General features: G+C 73.0%; 15 protein-coding genes. 6 read left to right on the forward strand and 9 right to left on the reverse strand.

Going from position 1 to position 21,144, the window contains the following annotated elements; translation table 11 throughout:
* The first annotated feature begins 85 nt into the window (after positions 1-85).
* The 4 genes from FMEAI12_RS25170 (at position 86) to FMEAI12_RS25185 (ending at position 4,961) form a co-directional block, all read left to right on the forward strand.
* On the forward strand, positions 86-1,267 hold the full coding sequence (locus FMEAI12_RS25170) for a CAP domain-containing protein (protein ID WP_235014472.1): 1,182 nt from the start codon (positions 86-88) through the stop codon (positions 1,265-1,267).
* A gap of 324 nt (positions 1,268-1,591) precedes the next feature.
* Positions 1,592-2,698, forward strand: a complete 1,107-nt coding sequence (locus FMEAI12_RS25175) for an NAD(P)-dependent oxidoreductase (RefSeq protein WP_112108091.1) — start codon at positions 1,592-1,594, stop codon at positions 2,696-2,698.
* A complete protein-coding gene (locus FMEAI12_RS25180; RefSeq protein ID WP_071060837.1) occupies positions 2,691-3,254 on the forward strand; it encodes a GNAT family N-acetyltransferase in 564 nt (187 codons plus the stop codon). The genes FMEAI12_RS25175 and FMEAI12_RS25180 overlap by 8 nt, the downstream gene beginning before the upstream one ends.
* A 615-nt stretch (positions 3,255-3,869) precedes the next feature.
* Entirely contained in the window at positions 3,870-4,961 is a 1,092-nt protein-coding gene (locus FMEAI12_RS25185; protein WP_012157666.1) for a nucleotidyltransferase, read from the forward strand.
* A 68-nt stretch (positions 4,962-5,029) separates the two neighbouring features.
* On the opposite strand, the gene FMEAI12_RS25190 is transcribed toward FMEAI12_RS25185, so the two are convergent.
* From FMEAI12_RS25190 to FMEAI12_RS25200, 3 genes are all read right to left on the reverse strand, one after another.
* The gene (locus FMEAI12_RS25190; protein WP_112108092.1) at positions 5,030-6,439 is read right to left on the reverse strand and encodes a PH domain-containing protein; all 1,410 of its coding nucleotides are present in this window, start codon (positions 6,437-6,439) and stop codon (positions 5,030-5,032) included.
* Between the two features lie 66 nt (positions 6,440-6,505).
* Entirely contained in the window at positions 6,506-7,030 is a 525-nt protein-coding gene (locus FMEAI12_RS25195) for a PH domain-containing protein (protein WP_071060843.1), read from the reverse strand.
* Between the two features lie 126 nt (positions 7,031-7,156).
* Positions 7,157-9,379 (reverse strand): MMPL family transporter, encoded by a 2,223-nt coding sequence (locus FMEAI12_RS25200; protein WP_112108093.1) that lies wholly within the window; start codon positions 9,377-9,379, stop codon positions 7,157-7,159.
* Between the two features lie 405 nt (positions 9,380-9,784).
* On the opposite strand from FMEAI12_RS25200, the gene FMEAI12_RS25205 reads away from it, so the two are divergent.
* Positions 9,785-10,441 (forward strand): hypothetical protein, encoded by a 657-nt coding sequence (locus FMEAI12_RS25205; RefSeq protein WP_235014466.1) that lies wholly within the window; start codon positions 9,785-9,787, stop codon positions 10,439-10,441.
* A gap of 20 nt (positions 10,442-10,461) precedes the next feature.
* Here the strand turns inward: FMEAI12_RS25205 and FMEAI12_RS25210 are convergent, their stop codons facing one another.
* Positions 10,462-11,382 (reverse strand): pseudouridine-5'-phosphate glycosidase, encoded by a 921-nt coding sequence (locus FMEAI12_RS25210; RefSeq protein ID WP_071060849.1) that lies wholly within the window; start codon positions 11,380-11,382, stop codon positions 10,462-10,464.
* Between the two features lie 291 nt (positions 11,383-11,673).
* Here FMEAI12_RS25210 and FMEAI12_RS25215 point away from each other — a divergent pair, with 291 nt between their 5' ends.
* The gene (locus FMEAI12_RS25215) at positions 11,674-12,474 is read left to right on the forward strand and encodes a hypothetical protein (protein WP_235014468.1); all 801 of its coding nucleotides are present in this window, start codon (positions 11,674-11,676) and stop codon (positions 12,472-12,474) included.
* A 54-nt stretch (positions 12,475-12,528) separates the two neighbouring features.
* Here the strand turns inward: FMEAI12_RS25215 and clpB are convergent, their stop codons facing one another.
* From clpB to dnaK, 5 genes are all read right to left on the reverse strand, one after another.
* Entirely contained in the window at positions 12,529-15,141 is a 2,613-nt protein-coding gene (gene clpB, locus FMEAI12_RS25220; RefSeq protein WP_112108094.1) for an ATP-dependent chaperone ClpB, read from the reverse strand.
* A gap of 396 nt (positions 15,142-15,537) precedes the next feature.
* Positions 15,538-16,158, reverse strand: a complete 621-nt coding sequence (locus tag FMEAI12_RS25225) for a heat shock protein transcriptional repressor HspR (protein ID WP_112108095.1) — start codon at positions 16,156-16,158, stop codon at positions 15,538-15,540.
* Positions 16,155-17,336 carry a molecular chaperone DnaJ gene (gene dnaJ / locus FMEAI12_RS25230; RefSeq protein WP_112108096.1) on the reverse strand — a complete coding sequence of 394 codons (1,182 nt, stop codon included), beginning with the start codon at positions 17,334-17,336 and terminating at the stop codon, positions 16,155-16,157. Before dnaJ ends, FMEAI12_RS25225 begins: the two co-directional genes overlap by 4 nt.
* A gap of 171 nt (positions 17,337-17,507) precedes the next feature.
* Positions 17,508-18,344, reverse strand: a complete 837-nt coding sequence (grpE, locus tag FMEAI12_RS25235; RefSeq protein ID WP_112108097.1) for a nucleotide exchange factor GrpE — start codon at positions 18,342-18,344, stop codon at positions 17,508-17,510.
* Positions 18,341-20,179, reverse strand: coding sequence for a molecular chaperone DnaK (gene dnaK / locus FMEAI12_RS25240; RefSeq protein ID WP_012157677.1), 1,839 nt, complete (start codon positions 20,177-20,179; stop codon positions 18,341-18,343). The genes grpE and dnaK overlap by 4 nt, the downstream gene beginning before the upstream one ends.
* Between the last annotated feature and the right edge of the window lie 965 nt (positions 20,180-21,144).

The following is a 21,144-nucleotide window of genomic DNA, read 5'->3' on the forward strand; positions in this document are numbered from 1 at the left end:
CCCCGGGCGGGAGGGGGTTCGCGACGGGCACCCGGCCGGTGCGGACCAGCGGGGCGTGCGTCGCGCGGAAGATCACCTCGGGCTCGTGGCGGCCTCGGGCGAGGTCCCCTCGACGTCGAGCGCGGCGGGCCGTGGCCTCTCCGGGTTCAACAGGGTTGTCGCGGGCGGGACCGGTGCGGGCACCGCGGATCACACCGCGGGCACGGATGCCGTCGGCGCACCGCCTGGCAGCGCGTCGCGGAGCGGGCGGGGCGCCCTGGCCGGGTACGGCGGGTCGCCCGCCGATCCGGTGTGGCCGGCCGACCGGGGGCCGGTGAGCGGTGTGCTGGTGCTGCGGGCCGATCCCGCGCTGCTCGCGATCATGGCCGCCGACGGGCAACCGGGCTCGGCACCGGGCGAGCCCTGGGTCCTCTACCTGCTCTCGGGCCCCGTGAACGTGACCCGGTGGGCGATGGGCGAGCCGTTCGAGGCAAGCATCGACACCCGGCAGCTGCCGAACGGCGACTACACCCTGTCCGAGGTGATCTTCCGCGCGACGCACGCCCCGCTGGTCCGCACCGGCCGGGTGCCCGTCGCGAACCCCCTCCCGCCCGGGGTGGACCAGACGGCTCCGGGCGGAGCCGCGCCGCGGTCAGCGGCGGCCGCCGCCGATCCGGGCGACGGCACGCCCCGGGGTACGCCGCCCGGCCCTGCCGGGTCGGCCTCCGCGGGAGTGTCCGGCTCCCCGACAGGCGCCGGTTCGCCGTCGGGCGCCGAGCCGGCGGCGGCCGCGAGCACCGCGGCGGGCGCGGTGGCCGGGCCGGCACCGGCCCCCGTCGCCTCCGGCGCCCGGCTCGCCGGGACCCCGACCGGCGCGGGCGGCGGTGCCGGGTCGGCGGCGACGGCCGCGCTGATCGAAGAGGTCGTCACGCGGACCAATGCCCAGCGCTCGGCCGCGGGCTGCCCGGCCCTCGCGGTCGACGCCCGCCTGGCGGCTTCGGCCCAGGAGCACAGCGCGGACATGGCGGCCCGGAACTACTTCGACCACAGCGGCCGGGACGGGCGGTCGCCCTTCGACCGGATCGCGGCGGCGGGCTACGTCTTCTCGATCGCGGCGGAGAACATCGCGGCCGGCCAGCGGACCCCGGCCGACGTCGTCGCGGACTGGATGGCGAGCCCCGGCCACCGGGCGAACATCCTGAACTGTTCGCTCAGCCAGATCGGTGTCGGGTTCGCCACCGGAGGTGACTACGGCACCTACTGGGTCCAGGATTTCGGCTCGCCGTAACGGCACCAATCGGGCGGCCCATTCCCGCTGGTGTTCTTTTGTCGACCCTTTTCTGTGGCCTTCGGGTGGCGTCTCGAAACCGCTCCGGAGGGTCCCGGACGGCGCCCCGGACGGCGGCCCGCGCCGGCCCAGAACCAGGCGCCCTCATCGGGCCCGGTACTATCGCTCGCCATCATGCTCAGGCCGGCCGACTCCGCCGGCAGAGCGGACACCAAAAGATCACGTATCGTCTGGTCCGGAACAGGCCGGGTCGGGTAACCAGCCGCCGGTGTGCGTGGGTCGGCGCCGGCCGGCTGGCCGCGAAGCGGGTGAGGGAGGGCGAGCGTGGTGCGGTCGGTGGTCACCGGCGCGGCCGGATTCCTCGGCGGCGCCGTGGCGCATGAGCTCCGCCGGCGCGGTGACGAGGTCATCGGGCTCGACGTGCGGCGCGCGCCGGGCGTCACCCTGGCCGACGTCACGACGTCCGGGAGCTGGGAGAAGGCGCTCGAAGGCGCTGACCTGCTCGTGCACGCCGCCGCCGTGGGCATGGGCGGCGTCGGGGAGCTGGCGCCGGTGCGGGCCGGCCGGGCGACCCCGCCCAGCGGCATCACCACCGCGCAGATGCGCAAGGTGCTGCTCGGCGGGACCGCGACGGTGCTCGACGCGGCCCAGCGCGCTGGTGTCCGCCGCGTGGTCCACCTGTCCTGCGTGAGCGCGCTCGGCGACGACGCACCGCACGTGGCCGACGAGTCCGCGCCGGTCGGCCTCACCGGCGAGCCGCGCGCCGACGCGATCGCCGCCGCCGAGCAGACCGTCAGCGCGGCCGCCGCCCACGGGGCCCCCGTCACCGTGCTGCGGATCGCCGACGCCTACGGCCCGCGCGCCGGCCGCTGGACGCTGTGGCCCGTGCTGCTGATGCGGGCCGGCCGGTTCGTCCTCGTCGACGGCGGGCGCGGCATGCTGAGCCCCGTCCACGTCGACGACGTGGTGAGCGCGGTGATGGCCGTCGCGGCCGCCCCGGGCGAGGCGGTGACCGGCCAGGTGCTGCACGTGACCGGTCCGGGCACGGCGACGGTGGCCGAATTCTTCGGGCGGTACGCCGCGATGGCGCAGGTGCGGACGCCCCGGTCCGTGCCTGCGCGGCTGTGCGAGGTCGTCGACGCCGTCGACCGGCTGCCGAGCCGGCAGTCGGCGTCCGCGGGCGGCCGTCCGGGCCTGCTGCGCGGGATCGGCGCGGCCCTCATGGCCAACGTGGACCCGCGTGTCCGGGTCGACCTCGGCCCGCTGACGATCCAGGACGTCACCAGGCGCGGCACGGTCTCCGGGGACCGGATCGCCGCGCTCGTCGGCTGGCGGGGCGAGGTCGACCTCGACGAGGGCATGCGGCGGACCGGTTCCTGGCTGCGCGACCGGGGCCTGCTGGGGGTCCCGGAGCCGGCCCGCCGTGGGTGAGGGTCCCACCCTCACCACCGCGCGGCTGCGCGCACTCCCCCTCACCGTCTGGAACGCCGGGTTCGTCGCCGAGGAGCTCGCGCAGGCGATGGTCGCCGCCAACCACGGCGCGCCTGTCCGGCTGGCGGCCGGCGAGCTGTTCGGCGGCGCGGTCGACTCCGCGCCGGCCGATTCCACGCCGGCCGACTCGGTCGCCACGGACCCGACGGGTGTGCGCCGGGAGCTGCGGCGCAGGATCGGTGCCGGCCGGGGAATCCTGACCTGGGTGCTGCGTGCGGACGACGGCACGGCGCTCGGTCTGCTCGCCGCCGACATGCATGCCGCCCGGGCCGCGGTCGGCGTCCGGGTGAGCGCCGCCCACCGGCGCGACGGGTACGCCGCGGAGGCCGTCCGGGCCGTCGCAAGCTGGCTGGAGTACCGGGGGGTTCTGGTCGGGACGAGGGTCCGCGTCGGGGACACCGCCGCGAAGCGGCTCGCCCAGTCGACGGCGTTCGTGCCCACCGGCGTGCTGCTCACCGAACGCCGTCGGCTGTGGATCCGCCCGCCGCCCGGCTGACGCCGTCGGCTGCCCCGTCCCGGATGTCGCGGATGGTCGGCCAGTCACCTGAATGTCGCGGATGACCTGGCAGTGAGGGATATCCGGAATGGCCGGGCCTCGGCGGGGCAGCCCGGGATGGCCTGGCAGTGGTCTGACGATCGCCGCGTGACCCGGCATACATCGTTACTTAGAGTTAACGTTGTCGGCGTGTCGAGTGGCCTGGGTGTCCGCGGGCGCCGCGGCGCGAGCCGGTGGCGCGGCCCCGGGCGTCGACGCTCCAGGCGCCCGCTGTCCAGCGGCCGATCGCCCGAACGTGCCATCGGCCCTGGTCACCCTCTTTCCCTCACCCCCCGGGGGTGGTATTCCTGAGGGCCCCCCGAGGCTGGGGTGTCGGCTATCCGACACAGGTTTTTCATGGTTCCGTGAGACGGCGGGGCCGGGCCGGACACGCCGATACCACGGCCCCCTGTTCAGATCGTGACGTCCTGGGGCACCATAGGAACCGATGTCGCAACCGGTAGCCGGGTCCGCCCGGCCCCGGCGGGGGCGTCTGCGACGGGCCGCGGGCGGCGCGTCGCAATGGGGAGGGAGCCCGCACGTCCGGCGTCACCTGCGCCCTGGGAGGTCTGCACGATGAGCGTGGATGCCCGTCGGGAAGTTCCTACCGGAACACGGTCGAGCGAGGTCACGTACGACCATCTGATCATTCCGCCGCACTGGCGGCGGCCGGCGGGGCCCGGGCCGGGGGAGCCGAACCCGCTGTTCCCCGCGGGTGAGCAGGCGACGGCACCGCCGCCCGGGCCCGCCGTGACCGGCGCGTCTCCGATCAATCCGATGACCGGCCCGATGACCGGTCCGCTGCTGGTCGGCACGACTGCCCGCGCCTTCGCCAAGCTGGACGACATGGTCCGGCTCGGTGACGACGACCGCGCGGTGATCGACGACCGGCGGGCGGAGGCGGAGCGGGCGCTGCGGTCGATCTTCCCGCCGCGCTGCGCGCTGCCCCTGGTGGGCGTGGCCACGATCGGGTCCGCCGGGCGCGACACGATGATCCGTCCGCTCGACGAGGTGGACATCTTCGTGGTCTTCAGCGCGGCGAACAGCGCGTGGAAGCGCTTCCGGTGGGATTCTCGCGACCTGCTCGTCTGCGTCCGCAACGCCATCGGTGGCGACCGGGTGCAGACGATCGGCACCCGCGGCCAGGCGCTGCGCATCGTCTACGACGCCGCGCCGGACGTCCACCTCGTGCCGGCCTTCGACCACCCCCGCGCCGGCTACGTCATCCCGGACAGGGTGGGCGGCTGGCTGCCGACCCGGCCGGAGCGGCACGCGAGCTGGACGATGGACCTCGGCCCGCGGGTCATCTCGGCGGTCCGGCTGCTCAAGGCGTGGAACCGGGTGTGCGGCAGCCACCTGCGCTCGTTCCACATCGAGGCGCTCGCGGGGCAGGTGCTCGCGGGCCGCGGTCTCAACACGCGCCAGGGCCTTGCCGAGGTGTTCCGGCACATGGACGAGGTCGGCCTCGTGGTCGGCGATCCGTCCGACATCCGCGGTGACCTGTCCAGCTACCTTCGCCAGGACGACCTCGAGGATCTTGGCGCCTTCGTCCGCCAGGCGCGCACCTACTCGGCCAAGGCGGTCGCGGCCGAGCGCGCCGGGGACCACGAGGAGGCCGTCAGCCTGTGGGGCACCGTCTTCGGCCCGGAGTTCCCGACCTTCGGGTGACGTCGGCCCGCCGGGCCCGCCGGGCCCGCTGATCACCGGCGGCGCCTGGCCGGTAGCCGGCCGGTGGCTCAGTGCACCGCGTCGGGGTCGCGTGCCCCGGACAGGGGGCGCAGCGGCGTCCAGGCCGGCGAGCCGGTCACGATCGGCACGGCGGCGACCCTGCTGAGCCGGGAGCGCTCGGCCTGCGCGGCCGCGATCGCGTGCGCCTGGCGGACGTCCAGCAGCCGGGCGTGGATCCGCACGGGGCCGCCCGCGCAGTCGAGGTGGACGTCCGCGAGGCGCAGCAGGCGATGGGCCGGGTGCTGCACGACCCTGATGCTCTGCACCTTGCCGTGCGGAATGATGTCGGTGCGCTGCCACAGCACTCCGCCGCGGACGACGAACACCCGGTCGTCCGCGCCACAGCGCATCCGGCGCCACCGGACCGGCGCGATCAGCCGGGCCCGGCCCGGCGGGCGCGGCAGCGCCATGCCGTCGACGTCCACGGCCGGCAGCAGCCGTTCGATCACGTTCACGGCCTGCCCGCGGGGGGCGACGGGCAGCAGCATGCTCCGGGCGTCGCCGGCGACGTTGATCTGGAGCTCCACCCAGCCGAGCCAGCGCCACAGCGGCGAGCCGCGCAGGCTCACCGCCTGGACCCGGCCGTGCGGCACGGTGTGATGGGCGCGGTCGAGCAGGCCGCCGCGGATGCGCAGGCCGTCCGGCGATTCCGACACCGTGAACCGGAAGCCGGTCGCGAAGCGGTCGAAGGTCGTCCGCCACACTCCGACCAGCGCGGGCGCGACCGCGATGAACCCGGCGAAGGTGCCGGTGAGCAGGGCCGGGGTGACCAGGATGAAGGCCGCGCCGAGTGCCAGCCACGGTGCGGGGGAGAGCGTGATCGCGGCTGCCAGGCGTAGCGGCGGAACGTACGCGAGCGGGCGTTCGGGTGCCTCTCCGGCTCCGGGCGCCACGCCGGCTGCGCGGGCGAGCAGCTCCGCCCGCAACAGCCTCGCGCGTTCGAGCGAGAGGTAGCTGAGCCTCGTGCCGGATTCCTCCGCGTCCCCGTCGTGCGTGCCGGCGAGATCCAGCCGCAGCACGGCGAGCCCGGTCACCCGGGCGATCAGCGGCTGGGCGACGTCCACCGACTGGATGCGGTCGAGCCGCACATGCCGGACACGCTTGATCAGCAGGCCGGTCTCCAGCCGCAGATCCTCGGCTTCCACGCGGTAACGGGTGAACCGCCAGGCGCAGTAGCCGTATGCCGAGGCCGCGGGCAGCAGCGCGGAGAGGGTGAGCGTGACACTGCGAACCGTCAGTTCCTCTGCGAAGTTCTTCAGAATACTGACGGCGACCGCCGCCACCAGCAGCCAACCGCGCAGCAGCGGCGTGAGCGGATGAAGATGGTGGTAGCCGTCGTCCGGCTCCGCACCGGCGGGCGGCGGCTGGAGCGGCGGAGCCGCGTCCTCGACCGACGGCTCCGGCTCGGCTCTCGTCATAACGCGGCCCTGGTCGCTGGCCCTGCCGTGCCCGCGAGCCCTGCCCCGCTCACCGGACGTTCCCGGTCACAGGACGGCCGCCTGGGCCTCGCCGCGCTCGGTCAGCGAATCCCGCAGCCGGGCCGCCTCGACCGGTGACAGCCCAGGGATCACGGCGTCCGTGGTGGCCGCGGCGGTGTGCAGCCGCACCTGCGCGATGCCGAACCGCTGCGCCAGCGGCCCGGCGGTGACGTCCACCAGTTGCATGCGGCCGTAGGGGACGACGACCAGCCTCCGGACGAAGGTGCCGTGGCTGATCAGGAGGTCCTCCTCGCGCTCGGCGTAGCGCCAGGCGCTCCAGGCCCGGCCGATCGAGCGCCAGCCCCACACTGTGGCCGCGGTCGGCACGGCCCCCACCGCCAGTCCGGGCAGCCCCAGGAACGCCCCGCCGATCAGGCTGACCAGCACGATCACCGGGATGGCGCCGATCAGCAGCAGCAGCCGGCGCAGGCGGCGCAGCTGCGGCGACAGGCCCCGCCAGCTACCGGGGTCGATCCGCCAGGAATGGGAGCTCCACCCCGGGCCAGGGGTATCGGCCGGAGCTGTGTGCATCTCGCAACCATAAGGTCTTGCGCGTGGCACGCTGAGCCATTTCGCGGCGCGACGGCCACGGCGGAACCACCACCGGGCCGTTGCCCCGGCCCGGTGTCCGCACCGTCTGGGCTGCCGGCGGCCTGTTTATCGGTTCGCTTCGGTGCCTTCGTCCTCCTCGGCTCGGGCTCGTTCCTCGGCACTGTCGAGGGCTGCGGCCGCGGGCTCCATCGCGCTCAGGGGAACACCGAGCGCTCCGAAGTCAGCGAGCGTCTCGTGGCCGGTGAGCTGGCCGGTGACTGGGCCGGCGGGCCGGGCGCGTTCCGGGTGGCTGGGCCACCACACGACGGGGCCGACGTCCAGTGCGAGCGCCGGCACGAGCACCGAGCGGACCACAAGCGTGTCGAGCAGAACGCCGAACGCGACCAGGAAACCGACCTCGGCGAGCTGGACCAGCGGGAAGATGAGCAGCACGGCGAACGTGGCGGCGAGCACGACCCCGGCCGAGGTGATGACCCCGCCCGTCACCGCGAGGCCACGGCGGACACCGGCGGCGTGCCCGATGCGCTCGGTCTCCTCCTTCACCCGGGTCATCAGGAAGATGTTGTAGTCGACGCCGAGCGCCACCAGGAAGATGAAACCGATCAGAGGCAGGGCCGGATCGATGCCGGGGAAGTCGAAGACGTAGCGGTAGACCAGCGCGCTCGCGCCGAGGGCGGCGAAGAACGACAGCACGACCGTGCCCATGAGCAGCAGCGACGCGACGACGGAACGCAGCAGCAGCCCGAGGATGAGCAGCACCACGACGAGCACGACCGGAATGATCAGTTCGCGGTCCCGCACGGCAGCGTCCCGGATGTCCAGGTTGACGGCGGTGTTGCCGCCGACGAGGGCGTCGGCGCCGGGTAGCGCGTGCACGGTCGTGCGCAGCTTCTCCACCGTCCGGAACGACTCGGGACTGTCCGGCGGCGCGTCGAACACGACCAGGAACTGGACGAGCTCGGACGTCCGCCCGCTCTCCGCCGCCGCGGCCACGCCGGGAGTCGCGCGGACCGCCTCGGCCACGGCATCGGCGCGCGCGCTGTTCGCCACCACGAACGTGGGCGCGGTGACGCCCGGCGGGAAGCTCCGCTCGGCCAGGCGCTGGCCCTGGACCGACTCGACGTTGTCGCGGAAGGCCTGGTCCTGGCGCAGGACGCCGGGCAGGACGAGCATGCCGATGACGAGCGCGCCCAGCACGGCCACGGTGGTGACCCAGACCGTCCGCGGGCGGCGCCCGATCACGGCGCCGGCGCGCGCCCACGCGCCGGCCTCCACCGACCGCTCCGCCTGGCCCAGACGCGGCACGAACGGCCAGAACAGCCGTCGCCCGCCGACCACCATCGCCGCCGGCAGCAGCGTGAGCATGGTGACCAGCGCGACCGCGATCCCGATCGCGCAGACCGGGCCCAGCCCGCGGTGCGAGTTCAGCTCGCCCAGCAGCAGGCACAGCATGCCGATGATCACTGTGCCCGCCGACGCCAGGATCGCCGGGCCGGCGCGGCGCAGCGCGACCAGCATCGCGGTGGCCGGCTCGGCGTGCCGGGTCAGCTCCTCGCGGTAGCGGGAGATGAGCAGCAGCGCGTAGTCGGTGCCGGCGCCGAAGACGAGCACCCGCAGCATGCCGGCGCTCTGGCCGTTCACCGTGAGCCCGGCGTGCTCGGCGAGAAGGTAGATCAGTCCGGCCGCGGTCTGGTCTGCGATGCCGACGGACAGCAGCGGCACGACCCACAGGAACGGACTTCGGTAGACCGCGAGCAGGATCACGGCCACGATCGACGCGGTCACGAACAGCAGCGCGCCCTCGATCTTCACGAACACGTCGTAGGTGTCGGAGACCAGGCCCGCGGGCCCGGTGACCGCGGAATCCAGGCCTGGTTCCGCGGCGGCGGCCTGCCTGGCGATCGTCCGCATGCGCGCCACGTCGGCGGTGAAACGGTCGGCGTCCGTGGTCTGCGGCATCGGGACGGTGATGATCACCGCGCGATGATCCGGCGCGGGGATCACTCCCGGGATCGTCGTCGCCGCGAACCCGGCGAGCTCGGTGCGCAACGTCGTCGCGACGTCCAGGTCGGCCTTGGTCAGGCCGCCGTCACGGGCCAGGACGACCACCGCCGGCACGGCGTCACCGCCGGGGAGCTGCCGCTGGGCCTCCAGCAGACGGGTCGACTCGGCGCCCTCGGGGAGGAAGGCGGCCGCGTCGTTGGTCTCGGCGTCGGTGAGCATCAACGCGAGCGGGCTGACGGCGACGCCGATCAGCAGCCACACCAGGACGACCGCCCAGCGGAACCGCCGCGTGTGGAGCGTGGCACCGGGACGCGGCAGGCCCATCAGGCGTGTCCTCCTCCCGTGTCCCGCCGGTATCCCTCCTGATGCTGCCAGCTCAAAGCTTCGGACGCCCACCAAGCCACTACGTACACTGCCTGTAGCCCGCGGCCGAGACGCTCCGCGTCTGATCGGTCGCGTGTCCGATCGGTCGCGCGCCGCCTTTGACGGGGTGCGAACGGTTGATGCGGTGCGAATGGTGGAAACGCCCGGCCATGTCAAGGGGGGTACCAAGCTCCCCGATCGGCCGCCGGCTGTCCCTACGACGACAGAAATCATGGTGTCCGCAGTCGTACTTATGCGGCATCGTGGATGGGGCCGCCAATGCGGCGGGCAACCGCAATGACGCGGAATTCACGGTCCGACTACTCGACTCGGGCCGCCATTCTTGGGGGTTCAACGGCGGGCATCGTGCCCGCGGCGACCTCCGCGCCGCCCGGCCCGTCGCAGGCACCGGTCGTCTCCCGGACCCCGGCCGAGCCCACGCTGCGAGCCGAGGACTACGTGCTCACCGAGGGCGCGATCACGGCCGGGTTCACCGCCTCTCCCGCGGACCCGCAGTCGAACTCCGACGACCTGACCATGGTCCAGGTGGCGCAGTGCCTCGGCGTACCCGCCGAGCAGTTCAGCGACGAGCGCCTGGACACCGCCGACGGCCCGGACTTCACCAGCGACGTCGACGAGTTCGTGACGATGTCGTCCTCGGCGCAGATCGTGACCGAGGAAAAGGTCGCCGCCGACCTGGAGATCCTGAACAATCCGCGGTTCGCCGAATGCTTCGGCCAGACAATGCAGGCGGAGTTCGACGCCGACACCGGCAGCGGGGCCACGGTCGAGATCGTCGCCGCCGAGTCTCCGGCCCCGCCCGCGGGGGCGAGCGGGCTACTGCGCATTTCCATGGGTGTGACGGCCGGCGGCGAGACCGTGGGCCTGGTCCTGGACAACGTGTTCTTCTTCGAGGGGCAGGTCGAGGTTGTGGTCAACTACGCGAACGTCGACAACACCCCGCCGCAGGTCCATCTGCAGCGTATCGCCGACCAGATTTCCGGAAAGCTCCAGATCCAGTAATCCCGCGGCTGGCCCAGTGGTCAGCCGGCGGTCCAGGCGGTCGCGATCTCGGCCGCGACCGCCACATTGCTCCGTACTACGGCGACATTCACTTCCAGGCTCGCGCCGGCGGTCTCGGTGTGGAAGGTCTCCAGCAGGAACGGCGTGACGGCCTTCCCGCGCAGCCCACCCGCCTCGGCGCGGCGCAGCGCCTCGGCGAGCACCCGGTCATGGACGCCGGGGTCGAGCGCCTGCTCGCGCGGCACCGGGTTCGCGACCACGATCGCGGACGTCAGCCCGAGGCGGTCGCGGGCCGCCATGGTGCCAGCCACCTGCCGGGCGTCGTCCACCCGCCAGTCCAGACGGTGGCCGGAGCCCGGGAGGTAGAAACCCGGGAACTCCGAGGTGCGCCAGCCCAGCAGCGTGATCCCGAGGGTCTCCATCCGCTCGAGGGTCGCGCCGACGTCCAGGATCGACTTGACGCCGGCGCTGACGACGGTGATCGGGGTGCCGCCCAGCGTCGGCAGGTCGGCGGACTCGTCGAAGGACTCGCCCGCCCCGCGGTGCACGCCGCCGAGCCCACCCGTCGCGAACACCCGGATGCCCGCACGGGCGGCCAGCATCGACGTGGACGCGACCGTGGTTGCGCAGGTGCGCCTCAGCGCGGCGGCGGCGGGCAGGTCGCGCACGGACGCCTTGGCCACCGCCGGGTCGTCGGCGACGCGGCTGAGCGTGGCGTCGTCCAGGCCGATGGTGGGCACTCCGTCGATCACTGCGACCGTCGCGGGGGTGACGCCGCGTTCGCGCAGCATCTCCTCCAGTTCCACGGCGACCGCGCGGTTGCGCGGGCGCGGCAGGCCGTGGGCGATCAGCGTCGACTCCAGGGCGACCACCGGCCGGCCGGCAGTCAGCGCCGCCGAGACCTCGGCGGAGACGGCCAGGCCCGGACCGGGTGAAATCATCCGCCAACTCTAGGCGTAGTGCCGCGCACCACCGACCGCTCGGTGCCTGATGGTCACCGCTCGCGGTTCGCGGGGGTCGTCGCCGGTGGACGTCAACGCTGCACGATACGAAACTCTGTATACGGATAGCCATTCATCGGCGGTCGGGGCAGGGTTTCTTGTCGTTGGACGGACAGTATTAACGGGTTATCCGCAGCGATGACTCGACGTACCCTTCTTGTTGTGAGAGCGATGAAATCAACGGAAATACCGCGTGCGGGAGCCCCCGGCCGGCGGCCGTGGATTCCCGGGATGTCGATGGCCCTGCGGGCCGGCGTCGGCCTGCTGGCGCTGCTCGTCGTCGCGACCGCCTGTACCGGCGGGAGCTCCACCCGGACCCGCGGGGCGGACCGGCGCAGCGACTCGACCGAGGCCGACGTCGGCGTCGAGGACGTCAACCGGGGCGGGACCAACGGCGCGGGCGGCCGGCGGACGCCGTCACCAGCGCCGTCGCCGCTGACGGCGGCGGACTTCGTGCTCACCGCCGGCCCGGAGACCGCGGGATTCAGCCAGGACCCGCCGCAGCCGGCGAGCGGCCCCAACTCGGTCGCCAGCGCACCGTCGTCGATGTTCGACGGCGCGGTGGCGACGTGCGCCGAGGCGACCGACGCGCAGATCGGCGCCTCGTCGACCGGTGACGCCGACGGCCCCGTCTTCACCCACGACACCAGCGGGGCAGATCTCCGCTCCTTCGCGTCGGTCTACGCGGACACCGCCACCGTCGCGGGGCATCGGGAGATCGTCCGGCTCGACCGCTTCGCCGGGTGTTACGGGCGGGCCCTCGTCGACGAGCTCGACTCCGACGAGCTCGGGGCCACCCTGATCGGCACGGAGACGGTACCGCCGCCGCCCGGGGCGACCGACCGGATCACGGTCACCATCGACATCGTCACCGCGCAGCAGCAGAGCTTCCGCACCTACGTCGACCTGATCATGATCTTCACCGGTCGGGCGGAGGGGACGATCAGCCTGGTCACCCCGTTCCAGCCGGCGGATCCGGCCCTGCTCGCCACACTGACCGGCCAGGTGGAACGCAAGATCGCCGCCCAGTGACGGCCCCGCACCGGCCGGGGCCGACCGGCCCCGGCCAGCCCCGGCCGCGCGTGCTCAGATGGCCTGCGCGCGGGCCGTGGAGTGGACGCTCAGCGCCGAGCGCTGCCCGTCCACGTCGACCACGACCCCGTCGCCGTCCCTGATCTGGCCGGCCAGCAGCTCGCGGGCGAGCTGGTCGCCGATCGAGGTCTGCACCAGGCGGCGCAGCGGCCGCGCCCCGTACACCGGGTCGTAGCCGGCGTCCGCGAGCCAGACCTTGGCGGCGTCGGTCACCTCGAGGGAGATCCGGCGGTCGGCCAGCCGCCTGCGCAGCCGGTCGATCTGGATGTCGACGATCTTCGTCAGATCGTCCCGGCCGAGCTGCTCGAAGACCAGCACGTCGTCGAGCCGGTTCAGGAACTCCGGCTTGAAGGCGTCGCGCACGGCGACCATCACCGAATCGTGGCGGACCTGCGGGGGCAGGGTCGGGTCGGCGATGTAGACCGACCCCAGGTTCGAGGTCAGGATCAGGATGGTGTTCCGGAAGTCGACCGTGCGGCCCTGGCCGTCGGTCAGCCGGCCGTCGTCGAGCACGGCGAGCAGCACGTCGAAGACGTCCGGGTGCGCCTTCTCGACCTCGTCGAGCAGGATCACGCTGTACGGGCGGCGCCGGATCGCCTCGGTGAGCTGGCCGCCGGACTCGAAGCCGACGTAGCCGGGAGGCGCGCCGATCAGCCGCGCCACCGAGTGCTTCTCGGCGTACTCGCTCATGTCGATGCGCACTACCGCCCGCTCGTCGTCGAACAGGAAGTCGGCGAGCGCCTTGGCCAGCTCCGTCTTGCCCACACCCGTCGGCCCGAGGAAGAGGAACGAACCGGTCGGCCGGTCCGGGTCGGCGATGCCGGCCCGCGCGCGGCGGACGGCGTCCGCCACGGTGCGCACGGCCTCGTCCTGCCCGATCACGCGACGGTGCAGCTCCGTCTCCATGCGCAGGAGCTTGCTCGTCTCGCCCTCGAGCATGCGACCGGCGGGGATGCCCGTCCACGACGCGACGACCTCGGCGACGTCGTCGGGACCGACCTCCTCGCTGAGCATCGCTCCGCCGGGCGAGTCCGATCCGGCGAGCGCGCCGGTCGCCTCGGCGAGCCGCTTCTCCAGCGTCGGGATCGTTCCGTACCGCAGCTCACCGGCCTTGGCGAGGTCGAGGTCGCGCTCGGCCATCTCGGCGGCGCGGCGGGCGTTCTCCAGCTCCTCCTTGATCTTCTGGACCTCGGAGATGGAGTTCTTCTCCCGCTGCCACCGCGCGGTCAGCGCGGAGAGCTCCTCGCGCTTCTCCGCCAGCTCGCGCTGCAGCCGGTCGCGCCGTTCCCGGGACGCGTCGTCGTTCTCCTTCGAGAGTGCCATGTCCTCGATCTCGAGACGGCGCACGGCCCGCTCGAGCTCGTCGACGGCGACCGGCCGGCTGTCGATCTCCATCCGTAGCCGGGACGCCGCCTCATCCATCAGGTCGATCGCCTTGTCGGGGAGGAACCGGGCGGTGACGTACCGGTCGGACAGGGTGGCCGCGGCCACCAGCGCCGAGTCGGTGATCCGCACCCCGTGGTGGACCTCGTAACGCTCCTTGAGTCCGCGCAGGATGCCGATCGTGTCCTCCACGGACGGCTCCCCGACCATCACGGGCTGGAAGCGGCGCTCCAGTGCCGGGTCCTTCTCGATGCGGGTGCGGTACTCGTCCAGCGTCGTCGCGCCGATCATGCGCAGTTCACCGCGGGCGAGCATCGGCTTGAGCATGTTGCCGGCGTCCATCGCGCCCTCGGCCGCGCCGGCGCCGACGACGGTGTGCAGCTCGTCGATGAAGGTGATGATCTGGCCCTCGGCCTCGCGGATCTCGGTGAGCACCGAGGTCAGCCGCTCCTCGAACTCACCGCGCAGCTTGGAGCCGGCGACCATCGAGCCGAGGTCGAGCGAGACGATCCGCCGGCCGCGCAGCGACTCCGGGACGTCGCCCGCGGCCACCCGCAGCGCGAGCCCCTCGACGATCGCCGTCTTGCCGACGCCGGGGTCGCCGATCAGGACGGGGTTGTTCTTCGTGCGCCGGGAGAGCACCTGCACGACCCGGCGGATCTCGGTGTCGCGGCCGATCACCGGGTCGAGCTTGCCGTCGCGGGCCCGCGCGGTGAGGTCGATGGAGTACTTCTCGAGCGCCCGGTAGGCCCCCTCGGGATCCCTGCTGGTGACGCGGCGGGCGCCGCCGCGGACGCGGTCGAACGCGCCGCGCAGGGCGTCCGGGGTCGCGCCCGCCTCGGCGAGGATGCGGGACGCCTCCCCGCCCTCCTCCGCGAGCGCCACGACCAGGTGCTCGACCGAGGTGTACTCGTCGCCGAGTCGGGCGGCCTGGCGCTCGGCGTTGTTCAGGACGGCGACGAGCTGCCGGGACAGCTGCGGCGGCGCCACGTTGGCCCCGGCGGCGCGGGGGAGCCGGCCCACCGCGGCCTCCGCCCGGGAGCGGATGTCCGCCGCCGGGGCGCCGACGGCCTCCAGCAGGGCGGCACCGACACCGTCGGGCGCCTCGAGCAGGGCGGTCAGCAGATGCAGCGGGTCGACGAGCGGCGATCCGTCGCCGGTGGCACGGCTGATCGCGGAGGACAGAGCCTCCTGCGAGCGGGCGGTGAGACGGTCAGCGTTCATGGCGATCCCTGTGTCTCGAGGCGATCCGATGTCGTGCGGTCTTCAGTCACTGGTCCCACGCGATCTCGCGGTTCGGTGGTCGCGACATCGCGCGGAACCGCGCCCGCCAGCTACAACGCTCAGCATACCTGAGTCATTCCCACTCAACTTGCTGGACATGCGTCGGTATGGCCGGCTTTCAGGTGCCGGGGTGTCGTTGTTGTGGAGACGCGGACGGGTCCGGGGCCCGCGCCCGGATGAGCTGCCCGGCGACCGCGGCGCCGGTCCGGGTACCGACGCCGCGTCGCTGCCCGGCCCGGCCCGGCGCCCGGTACCGGCGCCCGTGTCGGACTTGTCGTCGGCATCGGACCGGGCTTCGGACCTGGTCTTCGGACTCTGTGTCTGGTGGGGTCGGGGTCAGCGGCGATGGCCCGGTCGCCAGACGACGACCGCGCCTCGCTCGATGGGGACGAGGTCGCGCCGGTGGCTGGCGTGGGCCTCGGCCACCCGGCGGTCCGCGTCGGCCCGGGCCTCGGCGAGCTCCTCCGCCAGCTGACGGACCTGCGCCTGCAACGCGACCACCTGGGCACCAAGGTGCAGAATCTGCCGGATGCCCTCGAGGTTGACGCCCTCCTCCTGGGAGAGGCGCTGGACCTCGCGCAGCAGGGCGACGTCACGGGCGGAGTAGCGCCGGCCGCGGCCCGCCGTACGGCCGGGGGTCACCAGCCCGAGCCGGTCGTACGACCGCAGTGTCTGGGGATGCATCCCGGCGAGCTGCGCCGCGATGGAGATCACGTACACCGGGGCGTCGTCGTCGTGCGCCGGGCCGGCCGCGGGGCCGGGCGGCTGGTAATAGGTGGCACCGGGGTCGTGCACCGTGCCACTCCCGTTCATGGGGCTGTTTCTGCCGGGAGACGGCGGCACCATGCCGGCGGGGCCCCCGCCCACCGCCGGCCCGGCAGCCCTCGTTCCGGGGCCTGCACCCGCGCCGCGCGGGGAGCGCGGCGGATCGGACGTACGGTTCGGACGCGCGTTCATGCCCGTCCCTCCATCTGGGCTATCAGGGATTCACGAGGGTCCTCGGGATGCGCCCGCGCGAACTCCTGGAGCGCGGTGCGCGCCTTGGGCGAGAGCTCGGACGGCTTGGGAACGGTCACCTCGAGCGTCACGATGAGGTCACCGTTCTCCCCGCCGGGGCGCGGGACGCCCCGGTTGCGGGCACGCAGCCGCCGTCCGCTCGAGGTGCCGGCCGGAACCTTGACCGTCAGCGGGGTGCCGTCGATCGTCGGTACCTTCACCGAGGCGCCCAGGGCCGCCTCGGTGATCGTCACCGGCAGGTTGATCGTCAGGTTGTGGCCCTCCCGCCCGAACACGGGATGGCTCTGCACGTGCACGGTGACCTCGAGGTCACCGGCCGCGCCGCCGCGCTCGCCGGGCGAGCCGCGCCCGCGTACCCGCAGGCGCTGACCGTCGCTGACCCCGGCCGGGATGCGGATGCGCTGCTCGCGCTCGCGGCGGCCGGTGCCGTGGCAGTCGGGGCAGGGGTGGTCGATCAGGCTGCCCTTGCCCAGGCAGTCGCGGCACGGCTCGGACAGCGCGAACCCGCCCTGCGACCGGGAGATCACGCCGAGGCCCCGGCAGACCGGGCACGTCCGGGGGGACGTCCCGGGGCGGGCCCCGATGCCGGCGCAGGTGGCGCAGGTGGCGGCCCCGGGCAGCCGCACCGTCGCCTCGAGGCCGGTCAGCGACTTCTCGAACGAGATGGTCACCTCCGCCGCGATGTCCGTGCCGCGGCGCGGGGCGCGCCCGGTCGGTGACCGCTGGAAGAGGTTGTCGAAGATCCCGCCGAGCCCGCCGCCGCCGTTGCCGTTGAGCAGGTCGTCGAGGTTCAGGTTCCCGGCACCCGGGCCGTAGCCGCCCGGCGTCCCGAACCCGCCCATGCCGCCGCCGCGCCCACCCGCACCCGGGTGGGAGCCGGAGGCGAACAGCGCCCGGGCCTCGTCGTACTCCCGCCGGCGGTTCTCGTCGGAGAGGACGTCGTAGGCCTCGGACACCTCCTTGAAGCGTGCCTCCGCCTTCACATCCCCGGGGTTCTTGTCCGGGTGCAGCTCCCGGGCGAGCTTGCGGTACGCCTTCTTGATGTCGGCCGCGGACGCGTCCTTGGGGACACCGAGAGCGGCGTAGTAGTCCTTCTCAACCATGTCGCGAACACTCACGGCGCCCCTCCTTCCGTCATGAAAGAGCCCGGCGCGCGGGCATCGGGAGCATCCGGGCGCCGAGGGCCAGCCGGCCGCCGGTCAGGTCGGAACGAGCCGTCCCGCCCGGCGCTGAGCACCGGGCGGGAGGCACGCGAACGGTCCATCGGCATGGTTCAGTAGGCCATCTCTTCAGTCGGCGCTGACGGTCGGTCCCCCGCGGTCCGGACCCGGAACACTGCCGGTGTCGTCCGGCAGGGGAGCGTTCTCCCTTCCGGGAGACGCGCCGGCGGCCGGCTGACCCTCGGCGGCGTCATACTCCCCGGGTGGCCCGACCTCGGTCACCCGGTCCGAGATGCCCGCGTCCGGCCCGTCCTCGTACAGCGCGTCACCGCCGTCCTCGGACGGTTCCGCGACCGCGACCTGCGCGGCCCGGAGCACGAAGTCCCCCCGGCGGTAACCCGCCCGGAAGATCTCCACGCAGGTCGTCTCGGCGACGTCCGACCGGTACGAGTGCATCAGGGCGTGGTGCAGGTGCGGGTCGAACACCTCGCCCGGCGCGCCGAACCGCTCCAGGCCCGTCGACTCCAGCGCGGTCTCCAGCGCCTCGGCGATGGCCTTGAACGGCCCCTCGAGATCACCGTGGTCGCGGGCGCGGCCGATGTCGTCGAGTACCCCGAGCAGCCCGCCGAGCAGCTTGGAGACGGCCTGGTCACCGGCGGCGTCGCGCTCGCGCGCGGCGCGCCGGCGGTAGTTGTCGAACTCGGCCTTGAGCCGCTGCAGGTCGGCGGTCCGCTCGCCCAGCTGGCCGCGCAGCGACGCGACCAGCTCGGAGTCGGCGTCGGCCGGGCCCGCCCCGGCCGGGCCCAGGGGCTCGGTGCCGGGGGCGGCCGCACCGGCGGCGGTCCCACGGACCTGGCCGGTCTCCGGGTCGATGCGCCGCCTGTCCTTGACGATGGGCTCCTCCGGGCCGCCGTCCCCGCCGGCCCGGCTGTCGTCCAGCCGGTGCTCGCCGTGGGCAGAGGTCACTTCTTGTCCTCCTCGTCGACGATCTCGGCGTCCACCACGTCGTCGTCGGCCTGGCCCGCCCCGGCTCCGGGAGCGCCCGGGGCACCCTGCGCGCCCGCAGCCTGGGCGTACATCGACTCGCCCATGGCCTGGCTGGCCTTGGTCAGCTCGTCCGCCGCCTCGCGGATCGCGGCGATGTCCGTGCCGCCGACCGCGCCGCGCAGCGTGCTGAGCTTCTCCTCGACGTCGGACTTCACGCCGGCTTCGATCTTGTCGCCGTTCTCGGCCAGGAACCGCTCCGTCGAGTACACGAGGGACTCGGCGCGGTTGCGGGTCTCGGCCTCCTCCCGGCGCTGGCGGTCCTCCTCGGCGTACTGCTCGGCGTCCTGCACCATGCGGTTGATGTCGTCCTTCGGCAGCGCCGAGCCGCCGGTGATCGTCATCGACTGCTCCTTGCCGGTGCCCAGGTCCTTCGCGGACACGTGCACGATGCCGTTGGCGTCGATGTCGAAGGTGACCTCGATCTGCGGCATGCCGCGGGGGGCCGGGGGCAGGCCGGTCAGCTCGAACATGCCGAGCTTCTTGTTGTAGGCCGCCATCTCGCGCTCGCCCTGGAAGACCTGGATCTGCACGGAGGGCTGGCTGTCCTCGGCGGTGGTGAAGATCTCCGAGCGCTTCGTCGGGATCGTCGTGTTCCGCTCGATCAGCTTGGTCATGATGCCGCCCTTGGTCTCGATACCCAGGGACAGCGGGGTGACGTCGAGCAGCAGGACGTCCTTGACCTCACCCTTGAGGACACCGGCCTGCAGGGACGCGCCGACCGCGACGACCTCGTCCGGGTTGACGCCCTTGTTCGGCTCCTTGCCGCCGGTCAGCTCGCGGACGAGGTCCACGACGGCGGGCATCCGGGTCGAACCGCCGACGAGCACGACGTGGTCGACGTCGCTGATCTTGATGCCGGCGTCCTTGACGGCCTGCTGGAACGGGCCCTTGCAGCGGTCGATCAGGTCCTGCGTCATCCGCTGGAGCTCCGCCCGGGACAGCGAGACGTCCAGGTGCAACGGGCCCTCGGCCGACGCGGTGATGTACGGCAGGTTGATCGAGGTCTGGGTGGACTGCGACAGCTCGATCTTGGCCTTCTCGGCGGCCTCGCGCAGGCGCTGCAGCGCCATCTTGTCCTTGCCGAGGTCGACACCGTGCTGGCCGTTGAAGGTCTTGATCAGGTGGTCGGTGATGCGCTGGTCCCAGTCGTCACCACCGAGCTGGGTGTCGCCGGAGGTCGACTTGACCTCGACCACGCCGTCGCCGATCTCGAGCAGGGACACGTCGAACGTGCCGCCACCGAGGTCGAAGACCAGGATGGTCTGCTCCTTCTCACCCTTGTCCAGCCCGTAGGCCAGCGCCGCCGCGGTGGGCTCGTTGACGATGCGCAGGACGTTCAGACCGGCGATGGTGCCGGCCTCCGTGGTCGCCTGCCGCTGGGCGTCGTCGAAGTAGGCCGGGACGGTGATGACGGCGTCGGACACCGACTCACCCAGGTAGGCCTCGGCATCCCGCTTGAGCTTCTGCAGGATGCGGGCGCTGATCTCCTGGGGGGTGAACTCCTTGGAGTCCACCGTCATCTTCCAGTCGGTGCCCATGTGACGCTTGACCGACCGAATGGTCCGCTCGACGTTCGTCACGGCCTGCCGCTTGGCGACCTCGCCGACGAGCACCTCGCCGTTCTTCGCGAAGGCCACGACTGACGGAGTCGTCCGGGAACCCTCGGCATTGGCGATCACCGTGGGCTCTCCACCCTCGAGCACGCTCACGACGGAGTTCGTGGTGCCGAGGTCGATACCGACCGCTCGTGCCATGTCTGTATGCCTCTCGATCATGCTGGCCCGCCTGGTGGAGACCGGCGGGACGCCCTAGTTGGTGTGAGCCCCGGACTGCGTCCTGCGCCGAAGCGTCGGTCGTGTGCGCGGCTGCGTTGGTGCGGATGTTGGTGGTGCGACTGTGGCGGTGTGGCGGTGTGGCTGTGGCGCTGCTGTCTCTCGCTGCCACCCGGCTCCGGTCGCGCGCACCCGCGCCCGGATCCGACTTGAGTACGGTCGACTCAGGATGGACGCTCTTAGGATAACCAGACGAACCTGAGTCCTGTCCACTCAATATTGCTCCGTCGGGCGGACTTGCAGGGTCGGACACCTCAAGTATCACCTTATGTGGTCGAGACGTCGCTCCTGATGCAGGGCCGGTGCCGTCGCGACTTCCGCGCGGTCGCGGGGCATCCGGCGTCACGGGTATGCCGGGGCCTTGGCGTCTCGGGGTTTTCGGGCATCCTGCGGTTTCGGACTCCAGGGGCTTCGGGCTTCAGGGGCCTCGGGCTCCGGGGCGCGCGGCCTGAGGGCGGGCGCCGATCACCGCGAGGAGGCGCCAGGACAGCCCCGGAGCGCCCGGCGGAGCAAGATCCAGAAAAGCGCGGCGGTTCAGCGACGGCCAGGACTCACCAGGACTCACTCAGTCGCCATGCATCGCCTGACAAGATCCAGAATCCCGGGGTGGGCGCCGGTGGCCGCGGTGAGGCGCCGGGACGGCCCTCGAGGCCGACTCGGATCAAGATCGATATAAGTGTGGCGGCTCAGTGACAGCCAGGATTCACCCAACCGCCACGCTTTGCCCGGGAGGGACTGTGGGGTGATCTTTGAGGGTGGGAGCCCGGGCGTGAGCCGGTGGCGCTGATCAGGGCTGTGCGGCCGGTCGGGGGCGCGGGGCTGTCAGGTTCTTCGAGTCGCCGTGCTGCCCGAGACGCGCCGGCAGGACGGGCCCGCGTCCCAGCAGC

It is taken from the genome of Parafrankia sp. Ea1.12 (assembly GCF_900465275.1).
Lineage (GTDB): Bacteria > Actinomycetota > Actinomycetes > Frankiales > Frankiaceae > Parafrankia > Parafrankia soli.

Excerpts from the sequence above, each read along its gene's own strand:
- FMEAI12_RS25185 (WP_012157666.1), top strand. The coding sequence starts at position 3,870 with ATGAGCGTGGATGCCCGTCGGGAAGTTCCTACCGGAACACGGTCGAGC.
- FMEAI12_RS25190 (WP_112108092.1), bottom strand. The coding sequence starts at position 6,439 with ATGACGAGAGCCGAGCCGGAGCCGTCGGTCGAGGACGCGGCTCCGCCG.
- FMEAI12_RS25195 (WP_071060843.1), bottom strand. The coding sequence starts at position 7,030 with ATGCACACAGCTCCGGCCGATACCCCTGGCCCGGGGTGGAGCTCCCAT.
- FMEAI12_RS25200 (WP_112108093.1), bottom strand. The coding sequence starts at position 9,379 with ATGGGCCTGCCGCGTCCCGGTGCCACGCTCCACACGCGGCGGTTCCGC.
- FMEAI12_RS25210 (WP_071060849.1), bottom strand. The coding sequence starts at position 11,382 with ATGATTTCACCCGGTCCGGGCCTGGCCGTCTCCGCCGAGGTCTCGGCG.
- FMEAI12_RS25215 (WP_235014468.1), top strand. The coding sequence starts at position 11,674 with ATGTCGATGGCCCTGCGGGCCGGCGTCGGCCTGCTGGCGCTGCTCGTC.
- clpB (WP_112108094.1), bottom strand. The coding sequence starts at position 15,141 with ATGAACGCTGACCGTCTCACCGCCCGCTCGCAGGAGGCTCTGTCCTCC.
- FMEAI12_RS25225 (WP_112108095.1), bottom strand. The coding sequence starts at position 16,158 with ATGAACGCGCGTCCGAACCGTACGTCCGATCCGCCGCGCTCCCCGCGC.
- dnaK (WP_012157677.1), bottom strand. The coding sequence starts at position 20,179 with ATGGCACGAGCGGTCGGTATCGACCTCGGCACCACGAACTCCGTCGTG.